22 protein-coding genes and 3 pseudogenes are annotated in these 25002 nt (G+C 69.0%); 12 read left to right on the top strand and 13 right to left on the bottom strand.

Translation table 11 applies throughout. From position 1 onward, the window contains the following. Positions 1–98 precede the first annotated feature (98 nt). Both ACWC21_RS17525 and ACWC21_RS17520 read left to right on the top strand, forming a co-directional pair. A complete protein-coding gene (locus ACWC21_RS17525; RefSeq protein WP_450882652.1) occupies positions 99–1733 on the top strand; it encodes a sensor histidine kinase in 1635 nt (544 codons plus the stop codon). Then, complete coding sequence (locus ACWC21_RS17520; protein WP_450882650.1) at positions 1730–2425, top strand: response regulator; 696 nt, start codon at positions 1730–1732, stop codon at positions 2423–2425. Before ACWC21_RS17525 ends, ACWC21_RS17520 begins: the two co-directional genes overlap by 4 nt. Positions 2426–2593: 168 nt before the next feature. Here ACWC21_RS17520 and ACWC21_RS17515 read toward each other — a convergent pair whose 3' ends face one another. Beyond that, complete coding sequence (locus ACWC21_RS17515) at positions 2594–3154, bottom strand: hypothetical protein (protein ID WP_450882648.1); 561 nt, start codon at positions 3152–3154, stop codon at positions 2594–2596. 33 nt (positions 3155–3187) lie between these two features. Between ACWC21_RS17515 and ACWC21_RS17510 the strand changes: the two genes are divergently transcribed. Both ACWC21_RS17510 and ACWC21_RS17505 read left to right on the top strand, forming a co-directional pair. After that, positions 3188–4033 carry a 5'-methylthioadenosine/S-adenosylhomocysteine nucleosidase family protein gene (locus tag ACWC21_RS17510; RefSeq protein ID WP_450882646.1) on the top strand — a complete coding sequence of 282 codons (846 nt, stop codon included), beginning with the start codon at positions 3188–3190 and terminating at the stop codon, positions 4031–4033. A 398-nt stretch (positions 4034–4431) separates the two neighbouring features. Next, positions 4432–5106, top strand: a complete 675-nt coding sequence (locus ACWC21_RS17505; protein ID WP_450882644.1) for an XRE family transcriptional regulator — start codon at positions 4432–4434, stop codon at positions 5104–5106. A 15-nt stretch (positions 5107–5121) separates the two neighbouring features. On the opposite strand, the gene ACWC21_RS17500 is transcribed toward ACWC21_RS17505, so the two are convergent. Further along, complete coding sequence (locus tag ACWC21_RS17500) at positions 5122–6147, bottom strand: ATP-dependent 6-phosphofructokinase (RefSeq protein WP_450882642.1); 1026 nt, start codon at positions 6145–6147, stop codon at positions 5122–5124. A gap of 223 nt (positions 6148–6370) precedes the next feature. Between ACWC21_RS17500 and pta the strand changes: the two genes are divergently transcribed. From pta to pyk, 3 genes are all read left to right on the top strand, one after another. Then, positions 6371–8461, top strand: coding sequence for a phosphate acetyltransferase (pta, locus tag ACWC21_RS17495; RefSeq protein ID WP_450882640.1), 2091 nt, complete (start codon positions 6371–6373; stop codon positions 8459–8461). Then, the gene (locus ACWC21_RS17490; protein WP_450882638.1) at positions 8458–9669 is read left to right on the top strand and encodes an acetate kinase; all 1212 of its coding nucleotides are present in this window, start codon (positions 8458–8460) and stop codon (positions 9667–9669) included. Before pta ends, ACWC21_RS17490 begins: the two co-directional genes overlap by 4 nt. 99 nt (positions 9670–9768) lie before the next feature. Next, entirely contained in the window at positions 9769–11196 is a 1428-nt protein-coding gene (gene pyk, locus ACWC21_RS17485) for a pyruvate kinase (RefSeq protein ID WP_450882636.1), read from the top strand. Positions 11197–11277: 81 nt separating this feature from the next. On the opposite strand, the gene ACWC21_RS17480 is transcribed toward pyk, so the two are convergent. From ACWC21_RS17480 to ACWC21_RS17470, 3 genes and pseudogenes are all read right to left on the bottom strand, one after another. After that, a complete protein-coding gene (locus tag ACWC21_RS17480; protein ID WP_450882634.1) occupies positions 11278–11535 on the bottom strand; it encodes a hypothetical protein in 258 nt (85 codons plus the stop codon). A gap of 24 nt (positions 11536–11559) precedes the next feature. Continuing rightward, positions 11560–11826 carry a hypothetical protein gene (locus tag ACWC21_RS17475; protein ID WP_450882632.1) on the bottom strand — a complete coding sequence of 89 codons (267 nt, stop codon included), beginning with the start codon at positions 11824–11826 and terminating at the stop codon, positions 11560–11562. Positions 11827–11940: 114 nt separating this feature from the next. Then, positions 11941–12054, bottom strand: a pseudogene (locus ACWC21_RS17470) (DUF6183 family protein); the annotation flags it as partial. A 26-nt stretch (positions 12055–12080) separates the two neighbouring features. Between ACWC21_RS17470 and ACWC21_RS17465 the strand changes: the two are divergent. Beyond that, positions 12081–12164: pseudogene (locus ACWC21_RS17465) on the top strand (Lsr2 family DNA-binding protein); the annotation flags it as partial. A 111-nt stretch (positions 12165–12275) separates the two neighbouring features. Here ACWC21_RS17465 and ACWC21_RS17460 read toward each other — a convergent pair. Both ACWC21_RS17460 and ACWC21_RS17455 read right to left on the bottom strand, forming a co-directional pair. Next, the gene (locus tag ACWC21_RS17460; RefSeq protein ID WP_450882630.1) at positions 12276–12656 is read right to left on the bottom strand and encodes a hypothetical protein; all 381 of its coding nucleotides are present in this window, start codon (positions 12654–12656) and stop codon (positions 12276–12278) included. Position 12657: 1 nt separating this feature from the next. After that, positions 12658–17571 (bottom strand): RICIN domain-containing protein, encoded by a 4914-nt coding sequence (locus ACWC21_RS17455; protein WP_450882628.1) that lies wholly within the window; start codon positions 17569–17571, stop codon positions 12658–12660. 447 nt (positions 17572–18018) lie between these two features. Here ACWC21_RS17455 and ACWC21_RS17450 point away from each other — a divergent pair. After that, positions 18019–18454, top strand: a pseudogene (locus ACWC21_RS17450) (glutaredoxin domain-containing protein). On the opposite strand, the gene ACWC21_RS17445 reads toward ACWC21_RS17450, so the two are convergent. Next, the gene (locus tag ACWC21_RS17445) at positions 18405–18818 is read right to left on the bottom strand and encodes an ATP-binding protein (protein ID WP_450882626.1); all 414 of its coding nucleotides are present in this window, start codon (positions 18816–18818) and stop codon (positions 18405–18407) included. The pseudogene ACWC21_RS17450 and the gene ACWC21_RS17445 sit on opposite strands and share 50 nt — an antisense overlap. Next, positions 18815–19039 (bottom strand): hypothetical protein, encoded by a 225-nt coding sequence (locus ACWC21_RS17440; RefSeq protein WP_450882624.1) that lies wholly within the window; start codon positions 19037–19039, stop codon positions 18815–18817. Before ACWC21_RS17440 ends, ACWC21_RS17445 begins: the two co-directional genes overlap by 4 nt. 133 nt (positions 19040–19172) lie before the next feature. Between ACWC21_RS17440 and ACWC21_RS17435 the strand changes: the two genes are divergently transcribed. Both ACWC21_RS17435 and ACWC21_RS17430 read left to right on the top strand, forming a co-directional pair. Next, positions 19173–20036, top strand: a complete 864-nt coding sequence (locus tag ACWC21_RS17435; protein ID WP_450882622.1) for a helix-turn-helix domain-containing protein — start codon at positions 19173–19175, stop codon at positions 20034–20036. After that, positions 20008–20286, top strand: coding sequence for a DUF397 domain-containing protein (locus tag ACWC21_RS17430; RefSeq protein ID WP_450882620.1), 279 nt, complete (start codon positions 20008–20010; stop codon positions 20284–20286). The genes ACWC21_RS17435 and ACWC21_RS17430 overlap by 29 nt, the downstream gene beginning before the upstream one ends. 107 nt (positions 20287–20393) lie before the next feature. Here the strand turns inward: ACWC21_RS17430 and ACWC21_RS17425 are convergent, their stop codons facing one another. After that, positions 20394–21227: an SDR family NAD(P)-dependent oxidoreductase gene (locus ACWC21_RS17425; protein WP_450882618.1), complete on the bottom strand. Its 834-nt coding sequence runs from the start codon at positions 21225–21227 to the stop codon at positions 20394–20396. Positions 21228–21251: 24 nt separating this feature from the next. Between ACWC21_RS17425 and ACWC21_RS17420 the strand changes: the two genes are divergently transcribed. Beyond that, positions 21252–21635, top strand: coding sequence for a MerR family transcriptional regulator (locus ACWC21_RS17420; protein ID WP_450882616.1), 384 nt, complete (start codon positions 21252–21254; stop codon positions 21633–21635). Positions 21636–21785: 150 nt separating this feature from the next. Here the strand turns inward: ACWC21_RS17420 and ACWC21_RS17415 are convergent, their stop codons facing one another. The 3 genes from ACWC21_RS17415 to ACWC21_RS17405 form a co-directional block, all read right to left on the bottom strand. Next, positions 21786–23156 carry a hypothetical protein gene (locus ACWC21_RS17415; protein WP_450882614.1) on the bottom strand — a complete coding sequence of 457 codons (1371 nt, stop codon included), beginning with the start codon at positions 23154–23156 and terminating at the stop codon, positions 21786–21788. After that, positions 23146–23700 (bottom strand): DUF6114 domain-containing protein, encoded by a 555-nt coding sequence (locus ACWC21_RS17410; RefSeq protein WP_450882612.1) that lies wholly within the window; start codon positions 23698–23700, stop codon positions 23146–23148. The genes ACWC21_RS17415 and ACWC21_RS17410 overlap by 11 nt, the downstream gene beginning before the upstream one ends. A gap of 134 nt (positions 23701–23834) precedes the next feature. Continuing rightward, positions 23835–24479: a DUF6230 family protein gene (locus ACWC21_RS17405; protein ID WP_450882610.1), complete on the bottom strand. Its 645-nt coding sequence runs from the start codon at positions 24477–24479 to the stop codon at positions 23835–23837. Positions 24480–25002: the final 523 nt, after the last annotated feature.

The raw sequence follows: 25002 nt of genomic DNA, 5'->3' as shown, positions 1-25002 counted from the left end.
GCGTTATAGGGGAATGCGGCGACTATCCCCCTGCCGTGTGAGGGCGGTCACCCTTCCGTTCATTTAGTTCACACTTAACCCAGAGGCAGACTGACGACATGCGCATCCCAGCGGTCCCAAGACCCCGCAGCCTGGCCGGGCAGCTGTTCGCCGTCCAGGCCGTGCTGATCGCGGTCGTGGTGGCCGGGTACGCGCTGTTCACCTACGTCAGCGACCGGCAGCAGGCCGAGGAAGCGGCGACCCGCCAGACGACCGCTGTCGCCCGCTCGATCGCGGACGCACCCTCGGTGCGCGCCGCGATCCACACGCCGGATCCCTCCGCGCACCTCCAGCCGTACGCCCTGCGGGTCATGCGCGACACCCAGGTCGACTTCGTCACGATCATGAACCCGGACGGAATCCGCTGGACCCACCCGGACCACAACGAGATCGGCAAGCGCTACCTGGGCAACATCGCTGCCGCCCAGCAAGGCGAGACCTACACCGAGACCTTCACCGGCACCCTCGGCGCCTCGGTGCGCACGGTGACCCCGGTGGAGGACAACGGCCGCGTCATCGGACTGGTCAGCGCCGGCATCCGGGTCGAGGCGATCAGCCGCCACGTCCAGCAACAGGTCGCGGCCCTGCTCGGGGTCGCCGCCGGCACCCTGCTGCTGGGCGCGGTCGGCACGTACGTCGTCAACGCCCGGCTGCGCCGTCACACCCACGGAATGAACGCGGCCGAGCTGAGCCGGATGCACGACTACCACCAGGCCGCGCTGCACGCCGTGCGCGAGGGGCTGCTCATGCTGGACGGGCAGTACCGGGTGGCGCTGATCAACGACGGAGGGCGGGAGCTGCTCGGGGTGGGCGCCGAGGACGAGGTGGTGGGCCGGTCGGTCGCGGACCTCGGCCTGCCCGCACCGCTGACCGGCGCGCTGCTGGCGTCGGAGCCGAGGGTGGACGAGGTGCACCTGACGGCGGACCGGGTCCTGGTGGTGAACACCTCACCGGTGTCGGGAGGTGAGCGCCGGGGCACGGTGGTCACCCTGCGGGACGTGACCGAGCTGCAGTCACTGATGGGCGAGCTGGACTCCGAACGGGGCTTCACACAGGCGCTCCGCTCCCAGGCCCACGAGGCCGCGAACCGCCTGCACACCGTGGTCTCCCTGATCGAGCTGGGCCGTGCGGAGGAGGCGGTCGGCTTCGCGACGGCCGAACTCGAACTCGCCCAGGCGCTGACCGACCAGGTGGTGGCGGCGGTGAGCGAGCCGGTGCTGGCCGCGCTGCTGCTGGGCAAGACGGCGCAGGCGAACGAGCGGGGCGTGGAGCTGGTGGTCTCCGACGACAGCCGCCTCGACGACGGCGTCCTCCCCGAGGACCTGTCGGCCCGCGACCTGGTCACCATCCTCGGCAACCTGATCGACAACGCGGTGGACGCGGCACAGGGCAGCGCGCGGGCGCGGGTGACGGTGACCGCCTACGCGAAGGACTCCCTGGTGCTGCGGGTGGCGGACACCGGGCCCGGTGTGGATCCCGCCCATGCCGACCTGGTATTCCAGCGGGGGTTCTCCACCAAGCCGGCGGGACCGGGCGGACGGGGCCTCGGTCTGGCGCTGGTCCGGCAGGCCGTGCACCGGCTGGACGGGACCCTGTCCGTGGCGGAGGCCGACGGCGGTGGGGCCGAGTTCCGGGTCCGGCTGCCGTTGCGTACGGCGGTCGGGCCGTCCGCGGTGTCTGGAGGCGACGTATGACGAACGAGCAGCGCATCCGCGTGCTGGTGGTGGAGGACGATCCCGTAGCGGCGGACGCGCACGTCATGTACGTCGGCCGGGTGCCCGGTTTCACGGCCGTGGGCAAGGCGCACACCGGGGCCGAGGCACGGCGGCTGCTGGACCGTACGCCGGTGGACCTGCTGCTGCTCGATCTGCATCTGCCGGACGTCCACGGGCTGCAGCTGGCCCGGTCGCTGCGGGCGGCGGGGCATCACGCGGACGTGATCGCGGTGACGTCGGCCCGGGATCTGACGGTGGTGCGGGAGGGGGTGTCACTGGGGGTGGTCCAGTACGTCCTGAAGCCCTTCACCTTCGCCACGCTGCGTGACCGGCTGGTCCGGTACGCCGAGTTCCACGCGGCGGTGGGCGAGGCGAGCGGCCAGGACGAGGTGGACCGCGCACTGGCGGCACTGCGCGCCCCCGGGCCGGCGGCGCTTCCCAAGGGCCTGAGCGGGCCGACGCTGGAACGCGTGACGGAGGCCCTGCGGGAGGTTCCTGAGGGGCTCACGGCGGCGGGGGTCGCGGAGGCGGTGGGCATTTCCCGGATCACCGCCCGCCGGTACCTGGAACACCTGGTGGAGGGGGATCGGGCGGAGCGGAAGCCGGTGTACGGGCAGGTGGGGAGGCCGGAGCTGGTGTACCGGTGGGTACGGGGGACGGCCGGGCGGTGAGGGCCCCGGCCCGGGCGCGGGCGGCGGCTTCGGCCGGGGCGTCGGCGCGGGTGCAGGGGTCGGCGGCGCGGAGCCGGTCCGCGCGCCGTGGGCGCGGGCGCCTGCTGCAGGTACTCCGCCTTCCCGATGACCTGCCCCGTGAACTCCCCGCCCCGGAAGCCGATGTGATCACTCACCCGCACCGCTCCCCGTCCCGAACGGCACGGCGTGCAGCACGATGTACGCTCCCAGCCCCACGGCCGCGAGCGCCTCGCCCACCGACAGGACGACCAGCCCCGGCGAGGTTCCGCCGCCCGCCCAGTACACGACGAGCGCGGCGAGCGGCACCACGCAGAAGGCGAGCAGGTCGACGACGCACTGCACGGCCTTGCGGGAGGAGCGGCGGGCGTCGGCGCGGTGGGCGACCTCCCACTGGAAGACGGCCGTCTCCTCCGCACCGGCGACGGCGGCCAGCCGGGGCCCCAGATCCCCCCTCACATAGGCGCCGATCGCGGAGATCTTCTGGTCGTTGACCAGGTACGTCCACCCCAGGACCACGCACACCGGCGGCAGCGCCAGCAGCATCTCCGTCCGCTTGGCCTGGGCGGCGGCCGCGATCACGGCGGCGACGACGGTGAGCGTGACGTAGAGGAGGTTGTCCCGGAACCCGATCCGCGTCTTCTGCTCGTCCTTGACGCTCTGGTACTCGGCGAGCAGCAACTGCCCGACGGTGACGTCTCGTTCCGGCACCCGAACCCCTTCCCCCGGCAGTACCTTAAGAGTGTGCCGGAATCATCGCCCAGCGTTCTCGTCCTGACCGCGCTCGCTGCGGAGTGCGAGGCCGTTCTTGATCACATCGAGGAGCGCCAGGAGATCGTCCACCCCGGCGGGACGAGGCTCACTCTGGGACGGCTGCCCGGCACCCCCTGGCAGGTGGCCCTCGGCGAGCTCATCGAGGGAGCGACGGCCACGGCGGCGCTCACGGCTTCGCTGATCGACTGGCTGCAACCGCAGGCCGTCCTCTTCGTCGGGGTCGCGGGCAGCCTCAAGGACGACATCGGCATCGGTGACGTCGTCGTCGGCACGAAGGTGTACGGCGTCCACGGGGCCAAGGTGACCGCCGAGGGACCACTCGTCCGCCCCGAGGCCTGGTTCGGCTCGCACGCGCTGGTCCAGGCGGCCCGTTCGGCGGTGCGGGACATGACCGGTGTACGGGCGCACTTCAAGCCGATCGCCACTGGTGACATCGTCCTGGCGGATGCCGACGCGGAGATCGCCCGGTACCTCCGGCAGTACTACAACGACGCCGCCGCGATCGAGATGGAGGGCTCCGGGGTGGCGCAGGCGGCGCATCTGAGCGGGCAGGTGGACGCGCTCGTCATCCGGGGCATCAGTGACCGGGCCGACGCGCGCAAGTCCGAGGCGGACGCCGGGGGCTCGCAGGGACGGGCCGCCAGGCAGGCGGCTTCGGTGGCGGTGTCGGTACTGCGGAAGTACCGGCCGCGGGGGCGTGGTTCCTCCACCGGCTCCGAGGAGGAACCCCAAGGGACATACGGGGGCGACCACTTCGACTTCCGGGGCGGGACCTTCTACGGGCCGGTCGTCGGGAAGCAGACCCGAGGGCGGTAGGGAGACGGTCCAGGGACCGGTGCCGAGGGCGAGCGCCACGCTGCCGCCCCGTCAGATCGGCGGGCGGGGGCCGCTCCCGAGGCTGCGGCCGCCCGGTCCGCCGCAGACGCGTTGATCTGACCGGAGCACCGCTCTTGCCACTGTTCGGACAGTACGGTTTGCGCCGCCGGTGAGGCCCGCGGGTGGCGCGCCGCGAGGTCGACCGGGGCTGCCGGGGGGCCGTCCGCGAAGTCGCACGGGCATATGCCCCCTCACCTTGCCCTTCGAGTGAGCGCCCGTCCCGGAAGGATCCGTTCCAGCCACCTGGGCACCAGGCCGGAACCGCACCTTCCTACGGTAAGTAATACTGGCCGAACAGAACGTAGCCATCCTGCGGCTCACCCCCTAGTTTGAGCCGCGTGCGCCGACCGCTCCCAGCCCGACCGGTACAGCCAGGCCCGCCTTTCGACGCCCCCGCCGCCCGAAGACTCCGTGCCGCCCTCGGCATGGGGCCGGAGCATGTCGCCTACGGCATGCGCGCCTCGTTCGGGCTGCCCCATGTCACCCCGGATCTCGTCATGGCCTGGGAGCGCGGGCTCGCCTCGCCGAGCGGTCCCGAGCTCACCGCGCTCGCGGCGGTGCTGTGGTGTTCGCCGGGTGATCTCGCCGGCCGCCCGCGGACGTTGCGGGAGCACCGGATCGCCCGGGGCCTCGCACCGGAGGACGTCGCGGGCACCGTCGGGCTGGAACTCCTCGCCTACCTGCACATGGAGGAGCACGACGCGTGGCGCGGCACCGACCGGCAGTCCGCCGCCCTGGCCGGCCTGCTCGAGTTGTCCCTGGCCGACTTCATCAGCGTCACCGGCCGCGCCGGGAAGCTGGCCGACCTGCTGCGCAGGGCGGTGACCACGCGCTGGCAGGCCTGCGTCCGGCCGGTGAGCCGCATCGTGCCGCTGGACCGGCGCCTGCTGGGGGCGGCGCTGCACGGGCTGCACCAGGAGTACCAGCGGCAGGGCGGCGACGGGCGTGACTTCCTGGACCGGATCGTGGAGCACTTCTGGTCGAGGGTGGAGGACAGCCCCCAGGACCCGTAGAAAACCGGTGGAGCCCTAGAAGACGGACTCCGCCTCGTCCATCCGGTCCTTCGGCACCGTCTTCAGCTCCGTCACCGCCTCCGCCAGCGGGACCATCACGATGTCCGTTCCGCGCAGGGCCGTCATCCGCCCGAACTCACCGCGGTGCGCGGCCTCCACGGCGTGCCAGCCGAAGCGGGTCGCGAGGACGCGGTCGTACGCGGTCGGTACGCCGCCGCGCTGGACGTGGCCGAGGATGACCGGCTTGGCCTCCTTGCCGAGCCGGCGCTCCAGCTCGTACGCCAGGGCGGTGCCGATGCCCTGGAAGCGCTCGTGGCCGAACTGGTCGATCTCACCCTTGGTGTAGTCCATGGTGCCCTCGGCCGGGTGCGCGCCCTCGGCGACGCAGACGACCGCGAACTTCTTGCCGCGGTCGAACCGCTCCTCGACCATCTTGGCCAGGTCGGCAGGGTCGAAGGGCCGCTCGGGCAGGCAGATGCCGTGGGCGCCGGCGGCCATGCCGGACTCCAGGGCGATCCAGCCGGCGTGGCGGCCCATGACCTCGACCACCATCACCCGCTGGTGGGACTCGGCGGTGGTCTTGAGGCGGTCCATCGCCTCGGTGGCGACACCGACCGCCGTGTCGAATCCGAAGGTGCGGTCGGTGGAGGAGATGTCGTTGTCGATCGTCTTCGGGACGCCGACGACCGGCAGGCCCGCGTCGGACAGCATGCGCGCCGCGGTCAGCGTGCCCTCGCCGCCGATCGGGATGAGCGCGTCGATCCCGAACTCCTCGACCATGTCGGTGGCCCGCTCGCAGGCCTCGCGCAGCCGGTCGCGCTGCAGCCGGGAGGAACCGAGGATGGTGCCGCCGCGGGCCAGGATGCCGCTCACGTCGTCCAGGTCGAGGGTGCGGTAGTGGCGGTCGAGCAGCCCCCGGTACCCGTCCTCGAACCCGATCACCTCGTCGCCGTAGTGAGCGACCGCCCGGTGCACGACCGACCGGATCACGGCGTTCAGGCCGGGGCAGTCGCCGCCTGCGGTGAGAACTCCGATGCGCATCGTGCTGTGTCTCCTGCTCGCTGTGGGTACCGGTGAGCCAGTCCGATTGTTTCATGTCCCCACAGGCGCCGCGGCGCCCGTCCTCCCCCAGCGGCCCCCGGCACTGCCGGGCGCCTTACCCAGCCGCAGGGGTACCGTCAAGAGGGTTCCGCTCACCCCGGTGGGCGATTTTTCCGGCCATGCGACGGACGAGACGACAGCGAGACGGCAGAGGAGAGCGCACGTGACCCGCAGCGTGTACGTGACCGGGATCGACCGCGGCGACGGCCGCCAGGTCGTCGAGCTGGGGGTCATGGAGCTGCTGACCCGGCAGGTCGACCGGGTCGGCGTCTTCCGTCCCCTGGTCCACGACGGGCCCGACCGTCTGTTCGAGCTGCTGCGTGCCCGCTACCGGCTGTCCCAGGACCCGGCGACCGTGTACGGCATGGACTACCAGGAGGCGTCCGCCCTCCAGGCCGAGCAGGGCACCGACGAGCTGGTGTCCGCGCTGGTGGACCGCTTCCACCTGGTCGCCCGGGACTACGACGTCGTCCTCGTCCTCGGCACCGATTACGCCGCCACCCAGCTCCCGGACGAGCTGTCCCTGAACGCCCGGCTGGCGAACGAGTTCGGCGCGTCCGTGATCCCGGTGGTGGGCGGGCGCAGCCAGACCGCCGAGTCGGTGCTCGCCGAGACGCGCAACGCCTACCGGGCCTACGACGGGCTGGGCTGCGACGTGCTGGCCATGGTCGCCAACCGGGTGGCGCGCGAGGACCGGGACGAGATCGCCGAGCGGATCGGCACCCGGCTGCCGGTGCCCTGCTACGTGATCCCGGACGAGCCCGCCCTGTCCGCCCCGACGGTCTCCCAGATCGGCCAGGCCCTCGGCGCCAAGGTGCTGCTCGGAGACGACTCGGGGCTGGCGCGGGACGCGCTGGGGTTCGTCTTCGGCGGCGCGATGCTGCCGAACTTCCTCGCCGCCCTCACCCCGGGCTGCATGGTGGTCACCCCGGGCGACCGGGCCGATCTGGTCGTCGGCGCGCTGGCCGCGCACAGCGCCGGCACCCCGCCGATAGCCGGGGTGCTGCTCACCCTGAACGAGGTGCCGAGCGAGGAGATCCTGACGCTGGCCGCCCGGCTCGCTCCCGGCACCCCGGTGCTGTCCGTGTCCGGCACCAGCTTCCCCACCGCCGAGCAGCTGTTCTCCCTGGAGGGCAAGCTGAACGCGGCCACCCCGCGCAAGGCGGAGCGGGCGCTCGGCCTGTTCGAGCGGTACGCCGACACCGCCGACCTGGCCCGACGCGTCTCCACGCCGAGCAGCGACCGGCTCACCCCGATGATGTTCGAGCACAAGCTGCTGGAGCAGGCCCGCGCCGAGAAGCGGCGGGTCGTGCTGCCGGAGGGCACCGAGGAGCGGGTGCTGCACGCGGCCGAGGTGCTGCTGCGCCGGGGCGTGTGCGACCTGACGCTGCTCGGACCGGTCGAGCAGATCCGCAAGAAGGCCGCCGACCTCGGCGTCGACCTCGGCGACAGCCAGGTGATCGACCCGTCCGTCTCCGAACTGCGCGACGCCTTCGCCGAGGACTACGCCCTGCTGCGGGCCCACCGGGGTGTGACGGTGGAGCTGGCGTACGACGTCGTCTCCGACGTCAACTACTTCGGCACGCTGATGGTGCAGAAGGGGCTCGCCGACGGCATGGTGTCGGGGTCCGTGCACTCGACGGCGGCCACCATCCGGCCCGCCTTCGAGATCATCAAGACCAAGCCCGAGTCGTCGATCGTCTCGTCCGTGTTCTTCATGTGCCTCGCCGACAAGGTGCTGGTCTACGGCGACTGCGCGGTCAACCCCGACCCGAACGCCGAGCAGCTGGCCGACATCGCCATCCAGTCGGCCGCCACCGCACAGCAGTTCGGGGTGGAACCGCGGATCGCGATGCTGTCGTACTCGACCGGCACCTCCGGTACGGGCGCCGACGTCGACAAGGTGCGCGAGGCGACCGAACTGGCCCGCGCACGCCGGCCCGACCTGAAGATCGAGGGCCCGATCCAGTACGACGCCGCCGTGGAGCCGAGCGTCGCGGCCACCAAGCTGCCGGGCTCCGAGGTCGCGGGGCAGGCCAGCGTGCTGATCTTCCCGGACCTCAACACCGGCAACAACACCTACAAGGCCGTGCAGCGCTCGGCCGGCGCGATCGCCGTCGGCCCGGTCCTGCAGGGCCTGCGCAAGCCGGTCAACGACCTGTCCCGCGGCGCGCTCGTCCAGGACATCGTCAACACCGTCGCCATCACGGCGATCCAGGCCCAGAACTCCAGCGAGAAGGCGTCCGAGCAGTGACCTCTCCCACCCGTGTCCTCGTCCTCAACTCAGGCTCGTCCTCGCTGAAGTACCAACTCCTGGACATGCGGGACAGCAGCCGGCTGGCGGTGGGTCTGGTGGAGCGCATCGGCGAGCAGACCTCGCGGCTCAAGCACACCTGCGTCACGACCGGCGACACCCGTGAACACGACGGTCCGATCGCCGACCACGACGCCGCCCTCAAGGCGGTCGCCGAGGAGCTGAGCAGGGACGGTCTGGGCCTGGACTCCCCCGAACTCGCCGCGATCGGGCACCGGGTGGTGCACGGCGGGATGTTCTTCACCGAGCCCACCGTCGTCGACGACGCCGTACTCACCGAGATCGAGCGGCTGATCCCCGTCGCACCGCTGCACAACCCGGCCAACCTCACCGGCCTCCGCACGGCCATGACGCTGCGGCCGGACCTGCCGCAGGTCGCCGTGTTCGACACCGCGTTCCACACCACCATGCCGGAGTCCGCGGCCCGTTACGCGATCGACCCGAAGGTCGCGGACCGGCACCGTATCCGGCGGTACGGCTTCCACGGCACCTCGCACGCGTACGTCTCCCGGGCGACCGCGCGACTGCTGGGCAAGGACCCGTCCGAGGTCAACGTGATCGTGCTGCACCTGGGCAACGGCGCTTCGGCCTCGGCGGTCGAGAAGGGCCGGTGCGTGGACACCTCCATGGGACTGACGCCCTTGGAGGGTCTCGTGATGGGTACGCGATCCGGTGATGTGGATCCGGCGGTCATCTTCCATTTGGCGCGCGTTGGCGGAATGTCCATGGACGAGATCGACACTCTTCTCAACAAGAGGAGCGGGCTGTTCGGTCTGTGCGGGGACAATGACATGCGGGAGATCCGCCGCCGGATCGACGAGGGCGACCAAGAGGCACGGCTCGCCTTCGACATCTACATTCACCGTTTGAAGAAGTACATCGGCGCCTATTACGCGGTTCTCGGCCGGGTGGACGCAATCGCCTTTACCGCGGGGGTCGGTGAAAACGCCGCTCCGGTGCGCGAGGCCGCGGTCGCAGGCCTGGAGGGGCTGGGCCTGGCCGTGGACGGCGAGCTGAACGCCGTACGCAGCGACGAGCCGCGGCTGATCTCGCCCGCGCAGGCCCGGGTGGCGGTGGCCGTGGTGCCGACGGACGAGGAACTGGAGATCGCGACGCAGACCTACGCACTGGTCAGAAAGAACAACTGAGCTGAACAACCGAGCTGAACAACTGAGCAGCATCCAACTCATTTGTCTCTTCCACCAGACGGAATATTCCGTAGCGAAACAAACCGATAGGATCGCCCCATGCGCCGTTCGAAAATCGTCTGTACTCTCGGCCCCACGGTCGACTCCCACGACATGCTCGTCTCGATGATCGAGGCCGGCATGAACGTTGCCCGGTTCAACTTCAGCCACGGCACGCACGCCGAGCACCAGGCGCGGTACGACCGCGTCCGGGCCGCTTCCAAGGAGACCGGCCGGGCCATCGGTGTCCTCGCCGACCTGCAGGGCCCGAAGATCCGTCTGGAGACCTTCGCCGAGGGTCCGGTCGAGCTCGAGCGGGGTGACGAGTTCGTCATCACCACCGAGGACGTCCCGGGCGACAAGCACATCTGCGGTACGACGTACAAGGGCCTGCCCGGTGACGTCGACCGCGGCGACCAGATCCTGATCAACGACGGCAACGTCGAGCTGAAGGTCGTGGACGTCGAGGGCCACCGGGTACGGACGATCGTCATCGAGGGCGGCGTGGTCTCCGACCACAAGGGCATCAACCTGCCCGGCGCGGCCGTCAACGTGCCCGCGCTGAGCGAGAAGGACATCGAGGACCTGCGGTTCGCGCTGCGCATGGGCTGCGACCTGGTCGCGCTGTCCTTCGTGCGGGACGCTCGCGACGTCCAGGACGTCCACAAGGTCATGGACGAGGAGGGCCGCCGCGTCCCGGTCATCGCCAAGGTGGAGAAGCCGCAGGCGGTGGACAACATGGAGGACGTCGTGATGGCGTTCGACGGTGTGATGGTCGCCCGTGGCGACCTCGCCGTCGAATACCCGCTCGAGAAGGTCCCCATGGTGCAGAAGCGCCTCATCGAGCTGTGCCGGCGCAACGCCAAGCCGGTGATCGTGGCGACCCAGATGATGGAGTCGATGATCACCAACTCCCGCCCGACCCGCGCCGAGGCCTCCGACGTGGCCAACGCGATCCTGGACGGCGCCGACGCGGTCATGCTGTCGGCCGAGTCGAGCGTGGGCGCGTACCCGATCGAGACCGTCAAGACGATGTCGAAGATCGTCGTAGCGGCCGAGCAGGAACTTCTCTCCAAGGGCCTGCAGCCGCTGGTCCCGGGCAAGAAGCCGCGCACCCAGGGCGGTTCGGTGGCCCGCGCGGCCTGCGAGATCGCCGACTTCCTCGGCGGCCGGGGCCTGATCGCCTTCACCAAGTCCGGCGACACCGCCCGCCGCCTCTCCCGCTACCGCGCCGCCCAGCCGATCCTCGCCTTCACCACCGACGAGGGCACCCGCAACCAGCTGTCCCTCAGCTGGGGCGTGGAGTCGCACGTCGTCCCGTTCGTCAACAGCACGGACGAGATGGTGGACATGGTCGACGCGGAGCTGGCCAAGCTGGGCCGCTTCAACCAGGGCGACATCATGATCATCACGGCTGGTTCGCCTCCCGGGGTGCCGGGGACGACGAACATGGTTCGGGTGCACCACATGGGCGGGGACGGGCGCTGACGGCTCGGCCCGACGGTTTGGTACGGCGCTGAGGGTGCCCCCTGCTGAAACAGGGGGCACCCTCAGCTCTTGCCGCGAGGACTATGGCAGGTCATCGGCAATCTGCTGCCCCGCCTCGAACTCGTCCCACCGGCGGTGCCCTTGAAGCAGATGCGCCAGGGTGCGTCCGGGGTTGAGCAGTCGGCGGATCATCCGCAGGGGGCGGATCTGCGAGCGCTCCAGCTCACGCCACCGAGGAGCCAGTGCGGCGGCCGTGTCCCGGTCCATCGGCATGGCGTCGAGAGCCCGGTCGAGCAGGGGCCGTGGATCGAGCAGCGAGACGTCACTCCTCGCTCCCATCACCTTGAGCAGGGAAGCCCTGAGCTAGAGGTCGCGCTGCAGCCATTCGTTGTGCTGCGCACCAGTCGCTCCCTCGGCAGCGGCCAGCAGGGCCGGCCATGCCTCGCCGACCGCGCGCCACTGCTCGTCCGTCAACCGGGCCGGGTCCTCCTTGATGCGAGCGGCGAACATCTGCGCCGCGGCGATCCAGTGATTCACCGACCCGTCGGCGCGCGCCACCTCAGGCGCCGACCAGCGGCGCGTGTGCGCGTCGAGGTCCAGCCCGTCCAGGCCGTCGAAGAGAGCGGTCATCCGAAGTGCACCACTGCCGCCCCAGGCGCCCGGAGGGCCCATGCGTCTCATCTTCTGTCCCCCCGGAGCCGCAGAGCCGCCGACGTCGGAGGACGCCCCTGGGTCGGTGTCCGTGGCGGCGAGGACCGCGATGTTCTGTCGGCCCGGTCGCAGGACGGCCCCGGCGAGGTCCCAGGCGACCTGGTGGAACCAGTCCGATGAAGGGTCGGCGATGAACCAGTGCGCCTGCTCGCTCCGCTGCTGAGTGGGCCCGAGCCAACGGCTACGCCCTACCTACCCGCGGACGGGTCCCCGCAGCGATCATCGACGCTTGGCCCCAGGCCCACGGCGGAGAGTGAATGCTGAAGAGGTCATCACGATCAACCGGAAGCTACACTTCCCCGCCCTTCCCGCGCGTGGAAGCGGAAGGGTCCGCCGACTCCGTCGGCGGACCCTCACGAAAGAGCGAGTCAACGCGTTCCCCGCATCTGGCCAAACCATGACGGATCGTCCATCGCGCCCTCGTCCTCGTGCCACTGTGGAGGCGCCGAGACGACGAAGCTCCTCAGATCACCGCTGAGCACGAACAGACGCCCAGGGCTGACTTCCACCCCGTAGTCGAGGCCGACCTTCTCGCATTGCTCGTCGTCGGCCCGGCGGATGACCAAGCCGTCGTAGCTGGGACGAAGCAGCATGAGGTCGACGTTGGCGAAGTGGATGTCGATCCGGGTGTCCGGTGGCCTGTCCCGGCTGCTGCGGAGGAGCAACCGGCGATGACCGACGGCGTACTGCCAGACCTTGAAGTACCTGTCCGATCGGAACACCTCGGAACCGGCGACCTCTGACGTCAACTCATTTCCCACCATTCAGTACGTCCCAGTTCGGTTCGGGGATGTGCACGACTTTACCCTCTTTACTGTAGAAAGTGATATTGCGCCATTCGAAGTTCCCCATCTGTATTTGGAGACCTATCTGACCCATTTCCCACTGAGTAGCCGCCCAGTCGCCCGATCTCCAGGCCTTATAGGCAAGTTCGTATTGCTCAGCCGGCGAATCCCCATCGAAACCCCTCAGGCTGACTGCGACCTTACCGTTGTTGCGCAGGACGTTCGAGACCTCGGTCATCCACAGGGCGATCGGCTTCCCGTTGGCCCTGCCGACCACTTCCCGGAAGGCGTCGCCATTGAAGGTGTAGCCACCCTGGATTTCCTTGGCCAGTGCTTCTGAGTAGTCGCCAATCCCGAGCACCATGGTTCCGGTCGGGCACCCGTTTGTGTTGTGCACCAGAACCGATGTCGTTCCGGCCAGCACATAATAGGTGTGGAGCCTGTCGACCGTGAGATTGTACGCGGCGTGGAACCGATGGAAGCGGTGGACGCGGAGCACGGTGACGGTCGCACCACTGCTGGTACGCAGTGTTTGCCCGGGCCGGAGATCGCCTCCGTCTATCCAGCGATGAGCGCTGGGCGACCAGAACGGGTGGTGCTGGGTGGCGGTGATCCGTGCATGCCTGACGTCGATCGTGATGTCGGCGAAGTCCGTGTCGTCCGGTGTGTAGATGGTGCGGGAGACGGTGTGGGTTTCGGTGCGGCCGCTTTCAGGATCGGTGGCGATAACGGCATCACCGATCCTAATATCCTTGATCTCCTTAGTCGTTCCGTCGGCCATCAGCACTTGTGTGGTGCCAGGGAAGCTGTTACTGGTGCACCACTTCCGTGCCTTGCCGAGAGCCTCGATCGCCTTGGCACCAATTCCAGCGATGGCTTCGTCGGAAAGGTGGAGTGCACGGAGGGCCTTCCACGCGTCGGTGAAGCCGATGCCGGTCTTGGCAGCAGCGTCGACAGCCTTGACGGCACGCGCTATCGAGTCGAGCAGGCCTTCGACCGGGACATATGTGGCGAGGCTCCAGACGCAGGCGGTTTTGTCGCCGTGCCAGCAGTCCATCAGGTCTTCGGCGAAGAAGGAGAACAGGATCGATCCGGCCACATCGCCGAAGAGGCTCTGCCATCCGGCGCGGACTATGTCCTTGCCGGAGAACTGGTGTGTCCAGCCGTCGATCTTGATGTTCTTCAGCGTCGCTCGCTGTAGGAACTGCCACGCGGACTTCGGGCACCCGTCGGCCGTGGCCTGGGCCTGGTCGTCGGTGCACAGGTAGAAGTCGGCCTCGTAGGTGACGACCAGGTCGTACATCGCGTTGCAGCCCTGGAAGGCCGCTTCCGGCATCGGTGGGCAGGTGCCGATCTGCTTACTGCTGACGATCTTGACGGTGGACTCGTCTGGGACGGCGAACACACCGGGAATGCCCGTACCGGCCCCCTGGGATGCCTGCTTGTTGGCTTCCTCCTTCTCGGCCTGTTCGGCCGCTTCCTGGGCGTCCTTGGCGTACTTGTCGGCGTCCTTGGCGGCCTGTTCGGCTTCGGTCGCGGCGGCGTCGGCGCGGTCGGCGGCCGCGCGGGCGTCCTTGGCGTCCTGTTCGGCCTGGGCGGCGGCGGAGCGGGCGGCTTCGGCGTCTAGTTCGGCGGCGTCGGCGGAGTCGCGGGCGTCCTTGGCGTAGCCCTCGGCGTTGCCGGCGGCCTTGTCGGCGGCTGCGGCGTCCTCGGTGGCCTGCTGGTCGTAGTCGACGGTGCGGGCCAGGGAGGCGGCGGCTGCTGAGGCTGCCTTGGCGGCGTCGGCCGCGTAGCCGAGGGCCTCCTTGGAGTAGCCGCGGGCGTCGGCCGCGTACTGGGCGGCGTTCGCCGCGTGCTGGTAGGCCTCCTTGGCATCGCCCTTGGCCTGGTCGGCGAGGTTCTTGGCCGCCTGGGCCTCGGCGGCGGCGTTCTTGGCGTGCGCGTCGGCGACGGCCTGCTGCTGGTCGGCGATGGACTTCGAGGCCTGCCCGGTCAGTACGACCAGGCCGGCGGCGGAGTCGGTGTCGACGTAGGCGGAACCGAGCTGGATCGCGTCGTTGGCCGGGTTGGCGACCTGCTCCGCTGCCTTGCCGGCGTCCACGGCGGCCTGGGCGGTGACGTGGGCGAACCCGGCGGCCTTCGCCGCGGCGGCCAGTGCCTTGCCGGCCTCTGCGTTCGCCGCGTCGGCCTGGGTCTTGGCGTCCTTGGCGTGCTGCTCGGCCTCGTCGGCGAGTTTGACTGCCGTCTTCGCCTCGGCTGATGCGTCCTGGGAGGCCTTGATGGCGTCCGCGGCGGCGCTGGTGGCGGTCTTAACCGCCGCGTCAGCCCTCAACTTGGCTGCTTGCGCGGCGTCCGCGTCGGAACGAGCCCGCTTGGCCGCCGCTTCCGCACGAGTCGCTGCCGCGTCGGCGTCGGCCGCCGCCTGGGTCGCCGCGTCCGCTTCCGAACGAGCCTTGCCGGCAGCGGCTTCGGCGTCATCGGCAGCCTTGTCCGCATTGTTCGCGGCTGCGCGGGCGGCGTCGGCGGCGTCCCCGGAGTCCAGGGAGTCGGCGTAGGCGTCCTTGGCGTCGGCCTTCGCGCGGGCCGCGTCCGCCTTCTGCTTGGCGTCCCAGGCGTCGTCCCGCATGGCCTTGGCGTGGTCCTTGGCCTCGACCGCGTCGTCACGCTTGCTCTCGGCGGTCTTCTCGGCCGCCTCGGCCCTGTCCTTGGCGTCCTTCGCCTTCGTCGCCTCCGACTCGGCGTTCTTCCTGTGCTGGGCGGCCTCGGCCTGCTTGGCGGCAGCGTTTTCCTTCTCCGCCTTGGCCGTCTTCTCCTCAGCCTCGGCGGCCAGCCGCTTGGCGTGCGCGTCGGCGGCTGCCGCCTTGGCGTCGCCCTCGGCCTTCAGGGTGTCGGCGAGCTTGGCCTCCGCCGTCTCCTTGTCCTTCTTGGCGTTGTCGCGGTGGATCTTGGCCGCGTCGGCTGCGGCCTTGGCCTGCAACTCCGCGGTCTCTGCGGCCTTCTTGCGGAACTCCGCCTTCGACTGAGCGGCTTGGGCGAGGGCGCGCTGTGCGATGGTGGCGCTGTCCCCGGCCGAGGCGCGGGTGGCGGCCTCGGCGGTCTCGCCGGCCTTTTCCAGTGCCGTCAGCGCGGCAGCAGCACCCTTGGTGACCTGGTCCTTCTGCAGGCCCACCAGCAGGCCCCGGCCCCGCGGCGCACCGTTGGTGTCGGCGATGCCGTAGGCGGCCTGGATAGCCGCGTCCGAGATTGTCGTGGCCTTCTGCGCGGCGGTCAGCTGCGACTTGAGGACGGCGAGTTGCTTCTTCGCGTCCGCCTGAGCGGCGGGGATGCCAGCCTTGGCCTTGTCGAACTGGGCCTTGTCCGGGTAGTCCAGCTTGTCGTCCCCGTTGTGGTCCTTGGGCACGATGCGCAGCTTCTGCGCGTCGGAGTTGTTGCACGTGTAGAGCTGGGCGTCCTTGCCGTTGTCGAACGCCGCCAGGTTCAGACACTTGTCCGTGGCGGCATTGCGCAGCTCGCCCGGGGCCCGGACGTCGAACCTCCATTGCTGCGCCGTGCTGTCTTTGCAGTCCCGGATCTGGATCTTCGTGCCGTTGGCCTTGTCGCCGTTGAGCACCTCCAGGCACTTGCCCGCGTTGACGTTGCGCAGTTTGTTGGGCCCCCACAGCTGCCACCTCTGGGCGCTGCTGCCATTGCAGGTGTAGATCTGGACCGGGGTGCCGTTGGCCGTCCCTGATCCCTGCACGTCCAGGCACTTGCCCTTGGCCGCCGGCACCTGGATCTCCAGCTGGCCGTCACCGATCCAGCCGATGCCGCCGGCGCTCCAGTAGTCCTGCCAGCGCGTGAGGTGATCGGCGACCCAGGAGTGGCCCAGCATGTCGCCCAATGCCTTGGCGCCCTTGGCGAGGGCGTCGGTGGCGTCCTTGTTCGCGTCGATGATCTGGTTGCGCTGGGCGGCCTGAGAGGATATTTCCTGCTGCCACTCGTCCGCCGCGGTGGACGTGATGTCACCCAGCACCTGGTCCGGGTCGAGCGGGTCAGTCCAGCCGCAGCTCGCGAACCGCGCCTTCACGTCCTCGACGGCGATGCGGTACTCCGGCGTGCCCGGCTGCGGAGCGGTGCGCGGGAAGCCGCCGGAGGAGAGGAAGATGCGGGCGTCGTCGGCACCCGCGTTGCCGTGCATCCACTCGAAGGCGCTCTGCTCTGCGAGGAACCGGTCCCAATCCGGCCCGGGCGGGTCGGGATCCTTGCCGTACAGCGGCTTTCCGATGTCGTCGACGGCCTTGAGAGTCTTCTCATCGGCCTTCGGGGTGGCGTCCTCGTAGAAGTCGGAATCGTTCTTCCAGAACCGGTCGGACACCCACTTGGTCAGTCCAGTCTGGCCGTAGAAGCTCGGGCCGTCGTCGCCGCCATCGGGAGGCCAGTAAAACTCAGTACGGCCCATATTGCCGGGTGCCTCGAGTCCATCGAGGGGTTTCTGCCACGCGTCCCGCAGAGCCGACAGATCATCAAGCTCCTTGTACGCCGCGTCTTGGTCCTTGTTGAAGGCGACGGAGAGCGGTGTCTGCTCCCAAAACTGTCTGTTCGCCAGCACGTGGAGCTTGTCCGGGGGCTGGTTGAGGCCGTCCTTCGCGGTCGCTGCCATCAACGGTCCACCCAGACGTAGCACGTCGGCCATCAGGCACTGGTCCTGGCGCAGCTGCTCGGCGGCTGTGTCCTGATACCACGGGTGCCAGTCGGAGACCGGCTCGATGTTCGGCCGGACCGAACCGGGCTGCACCGCCAGGCCGGCCACCACGGCCAGGGCGGCGACGGAGGTGACGGCAGAGGTGAACGTGCCCGATCTTCGTGACGCGGGCAGGCGGAACCATGGTCTGGGCTGCAAGGAGCCATCCCTTTCTTCGTTCCAAGGGGTGCGGACCATGGGGGGCGTCCGAAGAGCAGGGAGAAGCGATGCGTTCCTGAGGGTGTCTCAGGACAGCGCGGTCTTGCCTGGCTCGGTGTGTGCGGACGCCTGCCACGACGGCATGGCGATGCACCTCCTCCCCGTGAGCGACGGCGTTCCCCCGGGTCGCTGAGTGATGTGCGCGAGCGCGGAATGGTCAGGCTCCGCCGGTGCGCCGCGCCACTTTAGCCACACACAGAAAGGCCCGCACAGGTGTTCACTTTTATGCGACGAGCTGATGGCGTGATCCCTTCGGCAGGGCGGTGTGTCGACAGGGTTACTCGTCCGTAGGCCTACCTGTGTCTTTTCTGTGTGCGCGGACGGTTGACGGGGGGGCGATGTGTGATCACGGATGACCGGTTTTCGATCCCGGTAGTCTTCGTCTTCGTGATGCGCGCCTGGATCCTGCCGATGCTGATCGTCCTCAGCGGCTCAGTCATCGCGACCGCGCTGGCCCTGAAGGGGGAACCTGGCGCTGCCATAGCACCACTTCTGGCGTTCGCGCTGATCGCCGCCCTGAACTCGCCTCTCGTCTTCCCGAGGTCGGTCGGAGCCGCGGAAGCGCAGCGTAGCCGACGGCCGGCCCGTCGTATTCTGGCGGCCGGGCTGTGCGTACTGTCTGCGCATGCGCATGCGCATGCGGTTGGGCTATCGCAGTCGTCAGGTGCACTGGGTCAACATCTGGCGCAACCCGGCCGGGGCTGCAGCCGTGAGGGCGGTCAACGAGGGTAACGAGACCGTGCCGACCGTCTTCGTCGACGGTCGGCCGCACGTCAATCCCGATCCCGCATGGGTACGCGAGCAACTCTCTCGTTCTGCGTGACTGGCTGCCGCGCCGGTTCGGCCAGCTCGCACCAGACCGTCTTGCGGTCTGCCGCCTGCTCCACACCCCAGCGCTGGGCAAGTGCGTCGACCAGCGTCAGGCCGCGGCCGGACTCGGCCGTTTCGATGGCGGAGAGGAGGGTGGGCAGCACGCGTGGGTCCGGGTCGGTGACCTCGATGCGGGTATGGCCGAGGTCCGTGCCGGTGACGCGGACGGTCACGGGTGTGCCCTCGCCGAGATGGTCGATCACGTTTGTGAGCAACTCTGTGACGCATAGACGGGCTTCGAAGTCGAGTGCGCGAAGGCGGTGGCGCAGTTCGGGTACGACCTTCGGGGTCGCGAGCAGGCTGAGTTCGAACGTCATCGCTCGGCCGCCGTCTTCCGCAGGGCGGTGGCGAGTGCGTGGGCCGTGGCCGTGTTGCAGTTTCCGAGCGCGACAAGGCCGGCCGGTGGTGCGTATACGCCCGCGAAGCTCGGCAGGTCGGCGCGGAGGGACGGCAGCGTGATGTCATGCAGAGCGAGGGCGGCGCGGAGGTTCTCTACGCAGAGGGTGACGTCGTATGCGGTCGGGGAGCGGTCAGACATGGGGCGCATCAGCCTTCTGTGCGGTGTGTGACTAATCCCTCACAGAATGTCGCCGAGCTCGCTAGCGTGGAATACGGTTCGCGTCCGCGACGTGAACCGTGGAAACGGGACAGTGAGTTATGGCGGTGAGCGCATGGTCCGACGCAAGGACATCGACGGTTCGATCAGCGTCCCCGACTTCTACGGAAAGGAGTTGCGGTGGAAGCGGGAGGCGGCGGGGCTGTCATTGGAGGCGTTCCTCCAGGGCAGCTTCTACGGCAAGACGTACCTCAGCGACATCGAGCGCGGGGAGCGACGCATGCCGGTCGATCTGGCCCGGCATGCGGATCGGGTGCTGGGCACTGACGGGTTCTTCGAGCGGCGTTGCGAGGATGTGCGGAGGGCCAGGCGGGGGCCACATGCCGCGTACTTCGAGAAGGCCCTGGAAGCTGAGAAACATGCCGAGTCGATCGAGTTGTGGTCTCCGAGCATTTTGCCCGGACTGCTGCAAAGCGCTCCATACGCACGGGCGCTTGTTCAGTCCGCCCACCCGTCGGCCGCAGACGATTGGGTCGAGGAGAAGGTACAGGCCCGGCTCGACCGTGCCCGTCTCCTTGAGAACGACAACCCGATGCCTGAGTACTGGGCCATCCTGCACGAGTCGTTGCTCTCGGACCCAATCGTGTCGCCACAGGACATGACCGCACAGCTCGACCGCATTGCGAAGCTGGCAGACCGGCGCCGAATCACTCCGCAAATCGTTCCGCGGAGGTGCGGCGCGTATCCCCTGATGGCCGCCTCCATCATGATCATGACCTTCTCGGACGCCCCGCCGTTGATCTATACGGAGGCGTCCTACAGCGGAGACACCATCGACGATCCGGCCCTCGTGAAGCAGTACCGCAAGGCATACGATCGGCTCAGGGCCGTCGCGCTGTCACCAGACACGTCCCTCGCCATGATCAAGGCCGCCGCAGAGGATTACCGAAATGGCAAGCAACCGGATCGACTTGAGTGACGCGCTCTGGCTGAGGAGTAGTTACAGCAATGGGGACGGCGGGGAGTGCGTCGAGGTAGCCAGCGACTTCCCAGGCGCCGCTCTCTGGCGCAAGTCCGGCTACAGCAACGGCGACGGCGGCGACTGCCTAGAAGTCGCCGACCACATCCCCGGCCTGGTCCCCGTCCGAGACTCCAAGGTGCTCCAAGGTCCTGCCATCGTCATCAGCGGCGCCGCCTGGGCGCCCTTCGTCGCATCGCTCAAGCAGTGAACTGGGCGTCTGTCCAGAGTGAGCGCCTGGCCGAAGCCGCCGCCAGCCGGCTCCGGCTGGACGGACCCGCATGTCCCCACACCCGGCAGCCGGAGTGACCGCTGAGGTCAGCTTTCCGAGGCTGCCTTGCGGAAGAACTGCCCGCTGATCCGGGCAGCCGTCCGGGTTGGCAGCAAGCGGCCGAAGACGAAGGCCTGGACGGTGTTGAGACGACCGTCGACGACGGCGGGACCACGGCCTCGCAGGGCTTTCATCATGGTTTCGGCCACCTGCTCCGGCTGACGCTTGCCGGGGAGTGGGCGGCTGTTCATCGGGGTCTCGGTCGGTCCGGGGCTGACCGCGACCACCCGCACCCCGGTCCTCTTCGTCTCCTCCCACACGGCCCGGGTGAAGGAGAGCACGAACGCCTTCGAAGCGCCGTACGCGGCGTTGTACGGCGCCGGTGCGTACGCGGCGGTGCTGGCGATGTTCACGATCGCTCCGTGTCCACGGGCGAGCATGTCGGGCAGCAGCAACGAGGTCAGTTCCGCCACAGCTCTGGCGTTCACGTCCACCAGTGCCCGCATCCGTGCCGGATTCGCGTCGGCGACCGACCCGAGCTGGGCGACTCCGGCGTTGTTGACCAGAACCTCGACCTCGACGCGCGCATCCTCGAGCCGCTCGGCCAGTTGCGCGGGAGCCTGCTCGTGCGACAGGTCCAGCGGGACGGCCAGCACCTCCACGCCGTGGTCGGCGCGTAGCCGTTTCGCTGCGGCTTCCAGCCGCGCGGCGTCGCGAGCGACCAGTACCAGGTCCATGCCCTCCCGAGCCATCCGCTCGGCGATCGCCGCCCCGATGCCAGTCGTGGCGCCTGTGACCAGCGCGGTGCCCTGCCTGGTCGGTTCCATCTTCGCGATCTTCATGATGGCAACGCTAAACTTTGACATTGACGTGAATGTCAAGCCTGGTCCACTCGAGGAGACGGCGTGCGCATCGGAGAACTCGCCAAGGCCACCGGCGTCAGCACGCGGTCGCTTCGCTACTACGAGGAACAAGGACTGCTGCCCGTAAGCCGAGGCGCCAACGGATACCGGGACTACGACGAGCAGGCAGTGCGCGTGGTCGCCTTCATCCAGGATCTCTACCGCGCGGGGTTGTCCTCCGAGATCATCCGGCAGATCCTGCCTTGCGCCGGATCCGCGCACCCCCAGGGCGACTGCACCGGACTACTCGCCCGCGTGCGGCAGGTCCGCGACCAGCTCGCGCACCAGGAACAGCAACTCGCGCTGCGGCGGGAGATGCTCGAGCGCTACCTCTCCGGCGCCGCGACCCCGGCAGGTTTCGACGCCCACCTGAACCGGGCGCCCTGAGAGGGCAGTCCGGGTTCGGTCTCGTCGAGGAAATGCCGCCGAGCCGGCTCGGTGTCCGCCCGGCGCCCACGCGAAACGCTCGGCCGGGGAAACCCCAGCCGAGCGTCTGCATGAACTGCTCGCGGCCCTCACCGCCGTCTGTGCGGCCGCTCAGTCGGTCGTGTACTGACGCATCCCGGGGATGGTCAGGTTGCCGCCGAACTGGGCCGCCTGGACCACCTTGACGTTGGTCATGTAGATCAGCGGGATGTTCAGCGGCGGCGGGTTGTCCGGGCTGAACTTCACGGGGACCAGGCCCAGCAGGTTGCCCGAGATGCTCTCGGTGTACATCGTGGTCTTGCCGCCGGTGATGGTGGATTTCTGACCCTTGGCGCTCTGCACGTGGTAGGTCTTGCCCGCCTGCTTGTCCTTCACCATCTGGTGCAGGTCGCCGATGTCGGTGCCGTCGTTGATGACGTACTTGAGGACCTTCTTCGTGGCGCCGCTGGCCGTCCGAACCTCGACGATGCCCTGGTAGTCGGCACCCTTCAGCGTCAGATAGCTGGCGTCCAGGTACCAGGGGTCGTCCGCCACCGACACCTTGTTGTCGACGCCGGCGACCTTGTCGGTGGCCGCCGGGCAGTCGTCCGGAGACGTGCTGGAACTGGCGGACGGGTCGGGTGTGGCCGACTCGGCCGCGTCCTTGGCCCCCTTGGTGGCGTCCTCGACCGTCTTGGTGGCGTCCTGGGCCGTCTTGGACACCTTGTCGGTGGTGCCCTTCACGGTGTCCCCGACCGTCTTGGTGGCCTTGTCGACCGTGTCCTTGACGGTGTCGGTGGCGCTGCCCTTGTCGGCGGAGCCGGACGAGGACGACGTGCCCGACGAGGACGAGGGAGCCGGGGACGACGACTCGGACGCGGAGGGCGTCGGGCTCGCGGTCGTGCCGGAGTCCTTCGCGCCGCCGGTGAGGATGTCTCCGACCGTGTCACCGATGGTGTCCAGCAGGCCGCCACCGCTGCTCTGGGAGGCCGACGGAGCGGGCGAGGGCGTGTCACCACTGCCGGAGCCCGAGCCGGAACCCGTGTCGGAGGAGCCGGAGGTCGCGGTCGGCTTGGGCGTGGCCTTGTCGTCGGTACCTGAATCCGACGAAGAGGTGCCGCCCGAGTCCTTGGTCTTGCCCTTGCTGGTGTCCTTGCCTGTATCGGCGGATGCCGAGGGAGTCGGCGTCGCCGTGCCGGTGGACTCGCTCGCCGACGGCGACGGCGAGGACGATGCGTCGTCGGAGCCGTCGAGCGCCTTGACGCAGTCCTTGTACTCCGCGGCCTTCTGGCTGTTGGACGTGCCGGAACTGTCCGCGAGGGCGAGCGAGGACGTCACGCCCAGGCCCATCAGCACCGCCGTCGGCATCGCCACGGTGGCTATCGCCTTGCCGGCCGGCATGTGGAATCTGAACAGCGGCTTCTTGGGTGCCGCGTGGCGGGGCCCGGTTCTCGCGCGGGACCCGTCCACATCGGTCCCGTGGGTCACCTCGTCAGCCGGCACTGTGCCTCCCGTTCGCCCCGTTGGCAGGGCTCGTTCCCGACAGGTCGTTCGACTCGCCCGCCCCGTCCAGACCCTTGCCGAACAGCGGTGCGGCCCCAGGGTCGCCGGCCGCGCCCGGTGCGTCCGGTGCCTGCGGCTCCGGCTGCGGGGCCGTGCCCGGCGCCCAGGAGACGGCAAGCGCTCCGCCGATCAGAGCGAGCAGGAAGCCCACGACGAAGCCCCCGAAGTTGGACACGGGGATGGACACCAGCGCCAACAGGATCGCCGCCACGCCCGCGAAGACCCGTACGTGCTTCTGGAACCAGAGGCTGATGCCCAGGACGACGAGAAGCACGCCGATGATCAGCGACCCGGCTCCCGCCGTGGTGGACATCGCCAGCGTCAGGGCGCCCAACTTGATGCGGGCGTACGGGAAGTACATGATCGGAAAGCCGCCGAGCAAGACGAACAGGCCGGCCCAGAACGGCCGATTGCCCCGCCAGGCGCGGAACTGCTGCCTCCGGTGAGTGAACTGGCCGGGTGCAGCAGGAGTCTCGGCGCTCATGGAAAACAGCTCCCTGGTGCGGCGTTGCTGTGGTGAGGGTGATGGTGCGATGGAAATGTGGGGGGATGTGAAGGCGAGGGCCAAGCGGTGACGGGCGGGGGACCGTACCGGCTCCCCCGCCCGTCACTGAGCGCCTAGTAGCACTCGATACCCGGGCCGCTGCCCCAGCTCAGACCCATGTGCAGGTTGGAGAGCTTGAAGGTGCCGGCCGTGGTGGCCCATGCCGTCTGATGCACGCCGGTCAGCGTGGCGTCGTCGGCCTGCTGCGCGAACCCGTACGGGCTCGTGTTCTCGCCCGACTTGGGCTTCTCACCCTTGACACTGCCGGCGGCTACGCCGATGTCCATGCCGTGGAACACGGCCTCGGTCGAGTCGAGGGTGTCGACATCGATGTAGAGGTGGTCGGCCTCGACGTCCGTGCCCTTGTCGCCCGCGGTCAGCTTGAGCGTGACGTTCTTGCCCAGCAACGGGATCGGGGTGACCACGGACTGGCACATCTTGGTGATGTTGGCGTGTGTGAACGCCGACACCGCCACCGGGTGCGCCTGGTTCTCTTTGCCATCAAGGCTCTTGCCTGAGTCGATGGAGCCGTACTGGGAGAACCCCTGGCCGACGAGCTTGTCGGCACTCACCTTGAAGTTCTGCCCCGACACACTGAACGACGCGGCGAGAGCACCCTGCGCAAGGGCGACACCTATCGCGGCCGTAGCGGCGACGCTGGGCACCATGACCACAGCGAACCGCTTCCATCTGGTCCCGCCACGCACCTGGGACTCCATATTTCCTCCTTCTCGGACGTACATCTCCTGGCCCTCGCTCGCCACCGAGTCAGCGGCTCAGCCGGGCAGGGATGGGAGAAGTGCTACGTCCTCGGGTAGGGGAGCGCCCGCATCTCGGTGGCGCGAATCGCGACCGAAGCACCGGCGATCACCCCCGAGCGACAACCACTGGTCGCGCCTGACACGCATCACGCACAACCCTGCTGGACAGGCTTCGCCGTGGGCGAAGACCCCCCTGTCCCAGAGCCGGCTCCACTGCCGCCGGCTCTGCTCGGTGGGGACCCAGATTGTCACGTGACCCGACCGGCTGTCGGGGTACGGAAATGGACCGAGCGTGGCCGATCGTGGTGCATTCTCGCCGCCCGCACAAGGGGCTTCGTTACTGACTAGTAACGGCCGGATAACCGTGGGACGACCCACCGGTCTCGGAGAGCGACTCTCGGTGTCATCCAAGGGCAGAACAAAGCTGTTGATCCCTGGACGGAACCAGACACATCAACAGCCTTGTTTTACTGGGAGTAAC

The sequence above is a fragment of the Streptomyces sp. NPDC001348 genome (genome assembly GCF_053597535.1).
Note: the sequence above shows the minus strand (reverse complement) of the source record. Positions and strands in the feature narration are given on the sequence as shown.

Coding starts and splice junctions, on each gene's coding strand:
- ACWC21_RS17435 (WP_450882622.1), top strand. CDS start 19,173: ATGGTCCGACGCAAGGACATCGACGGTTCGATCAGCGTCCCCGACTTC.
- ACWC21_RS17525 (WP_450882652.1), top strand. CDS start 99: ATGCGCATCCCAGCGGTCCCAAGACCCCGCAGCCTGGCCGGGCAGCTG.
- ACWC21_RS17405 (WP_450882610.1), bottom strand. CDS start 24,479: ATGGAGTCCCAGGTGCGTGGCGGGACCAGATGGAAGCGGTTCGCTGTG.
- ACWC21_RS17480 (WP_450882634.1), bottom strand. CDS start 11,535: ATGGGAGCGAGGAGTGACGTCTCGCTGCTCGATCCACGGCCCCTGCTC.
- ACWC21_RS17410 (WP_450882612.1), bottom strand. CDS start 23,700: ATGAGCGCCGAGACTCCTGCTGCACCCGGCCAGTTCACTCACCGGAGG.
- ACWC21_RS17430 (WP_450882620.1), top strand. CDS start 20,008: ATGGCAAGCAACCGGATCGACTTGAGTGACGCGCTCTGGCTGAGGAGT.
- ACWC21_RS17475 (WP_450882632.1), bottom strand. CDS start 11,826: ATGACCGCTCTCTTCGACGGCCTGGACGGGCTGGACCTCGACGCGCAC.
- ACWC21_RS17445 (WP_450882626.1), bottom strand. CDS start 18,818: ATGACGTTCGAACTCAGCCTGCTCGCGACCCCGAAGGTCGTACCCGAA.
- pyk (WP_450882636.1), top strand. CDS start 9,769: ATGCGCCGTTCGAAAATCGTCTGTACTCTCGGCCCCACGGTCGACTCC.
- ACWC21_RS17520 (WP_450882650.1), top strand. CDS start 1,730: ATGACGAACGAGCAGCGCATCCGCGTGCTGGTGGTGGAGGACGATCCC.
- ACWC21_RS17440 (WP_450882624.1), bottom strand. CDS start 19,039: ATGTCTGACCGCTCCCCGACCGCATACGACGTCACCCTCTGCGTAGAG.
- ACWC21_RS17500 (WP_450882642.1), bottom strand. CDS start 6,147: ATGCGCATCGGAGTTCTCACCGCAGGCGGCGACTGCCCCGGCCTGAAC.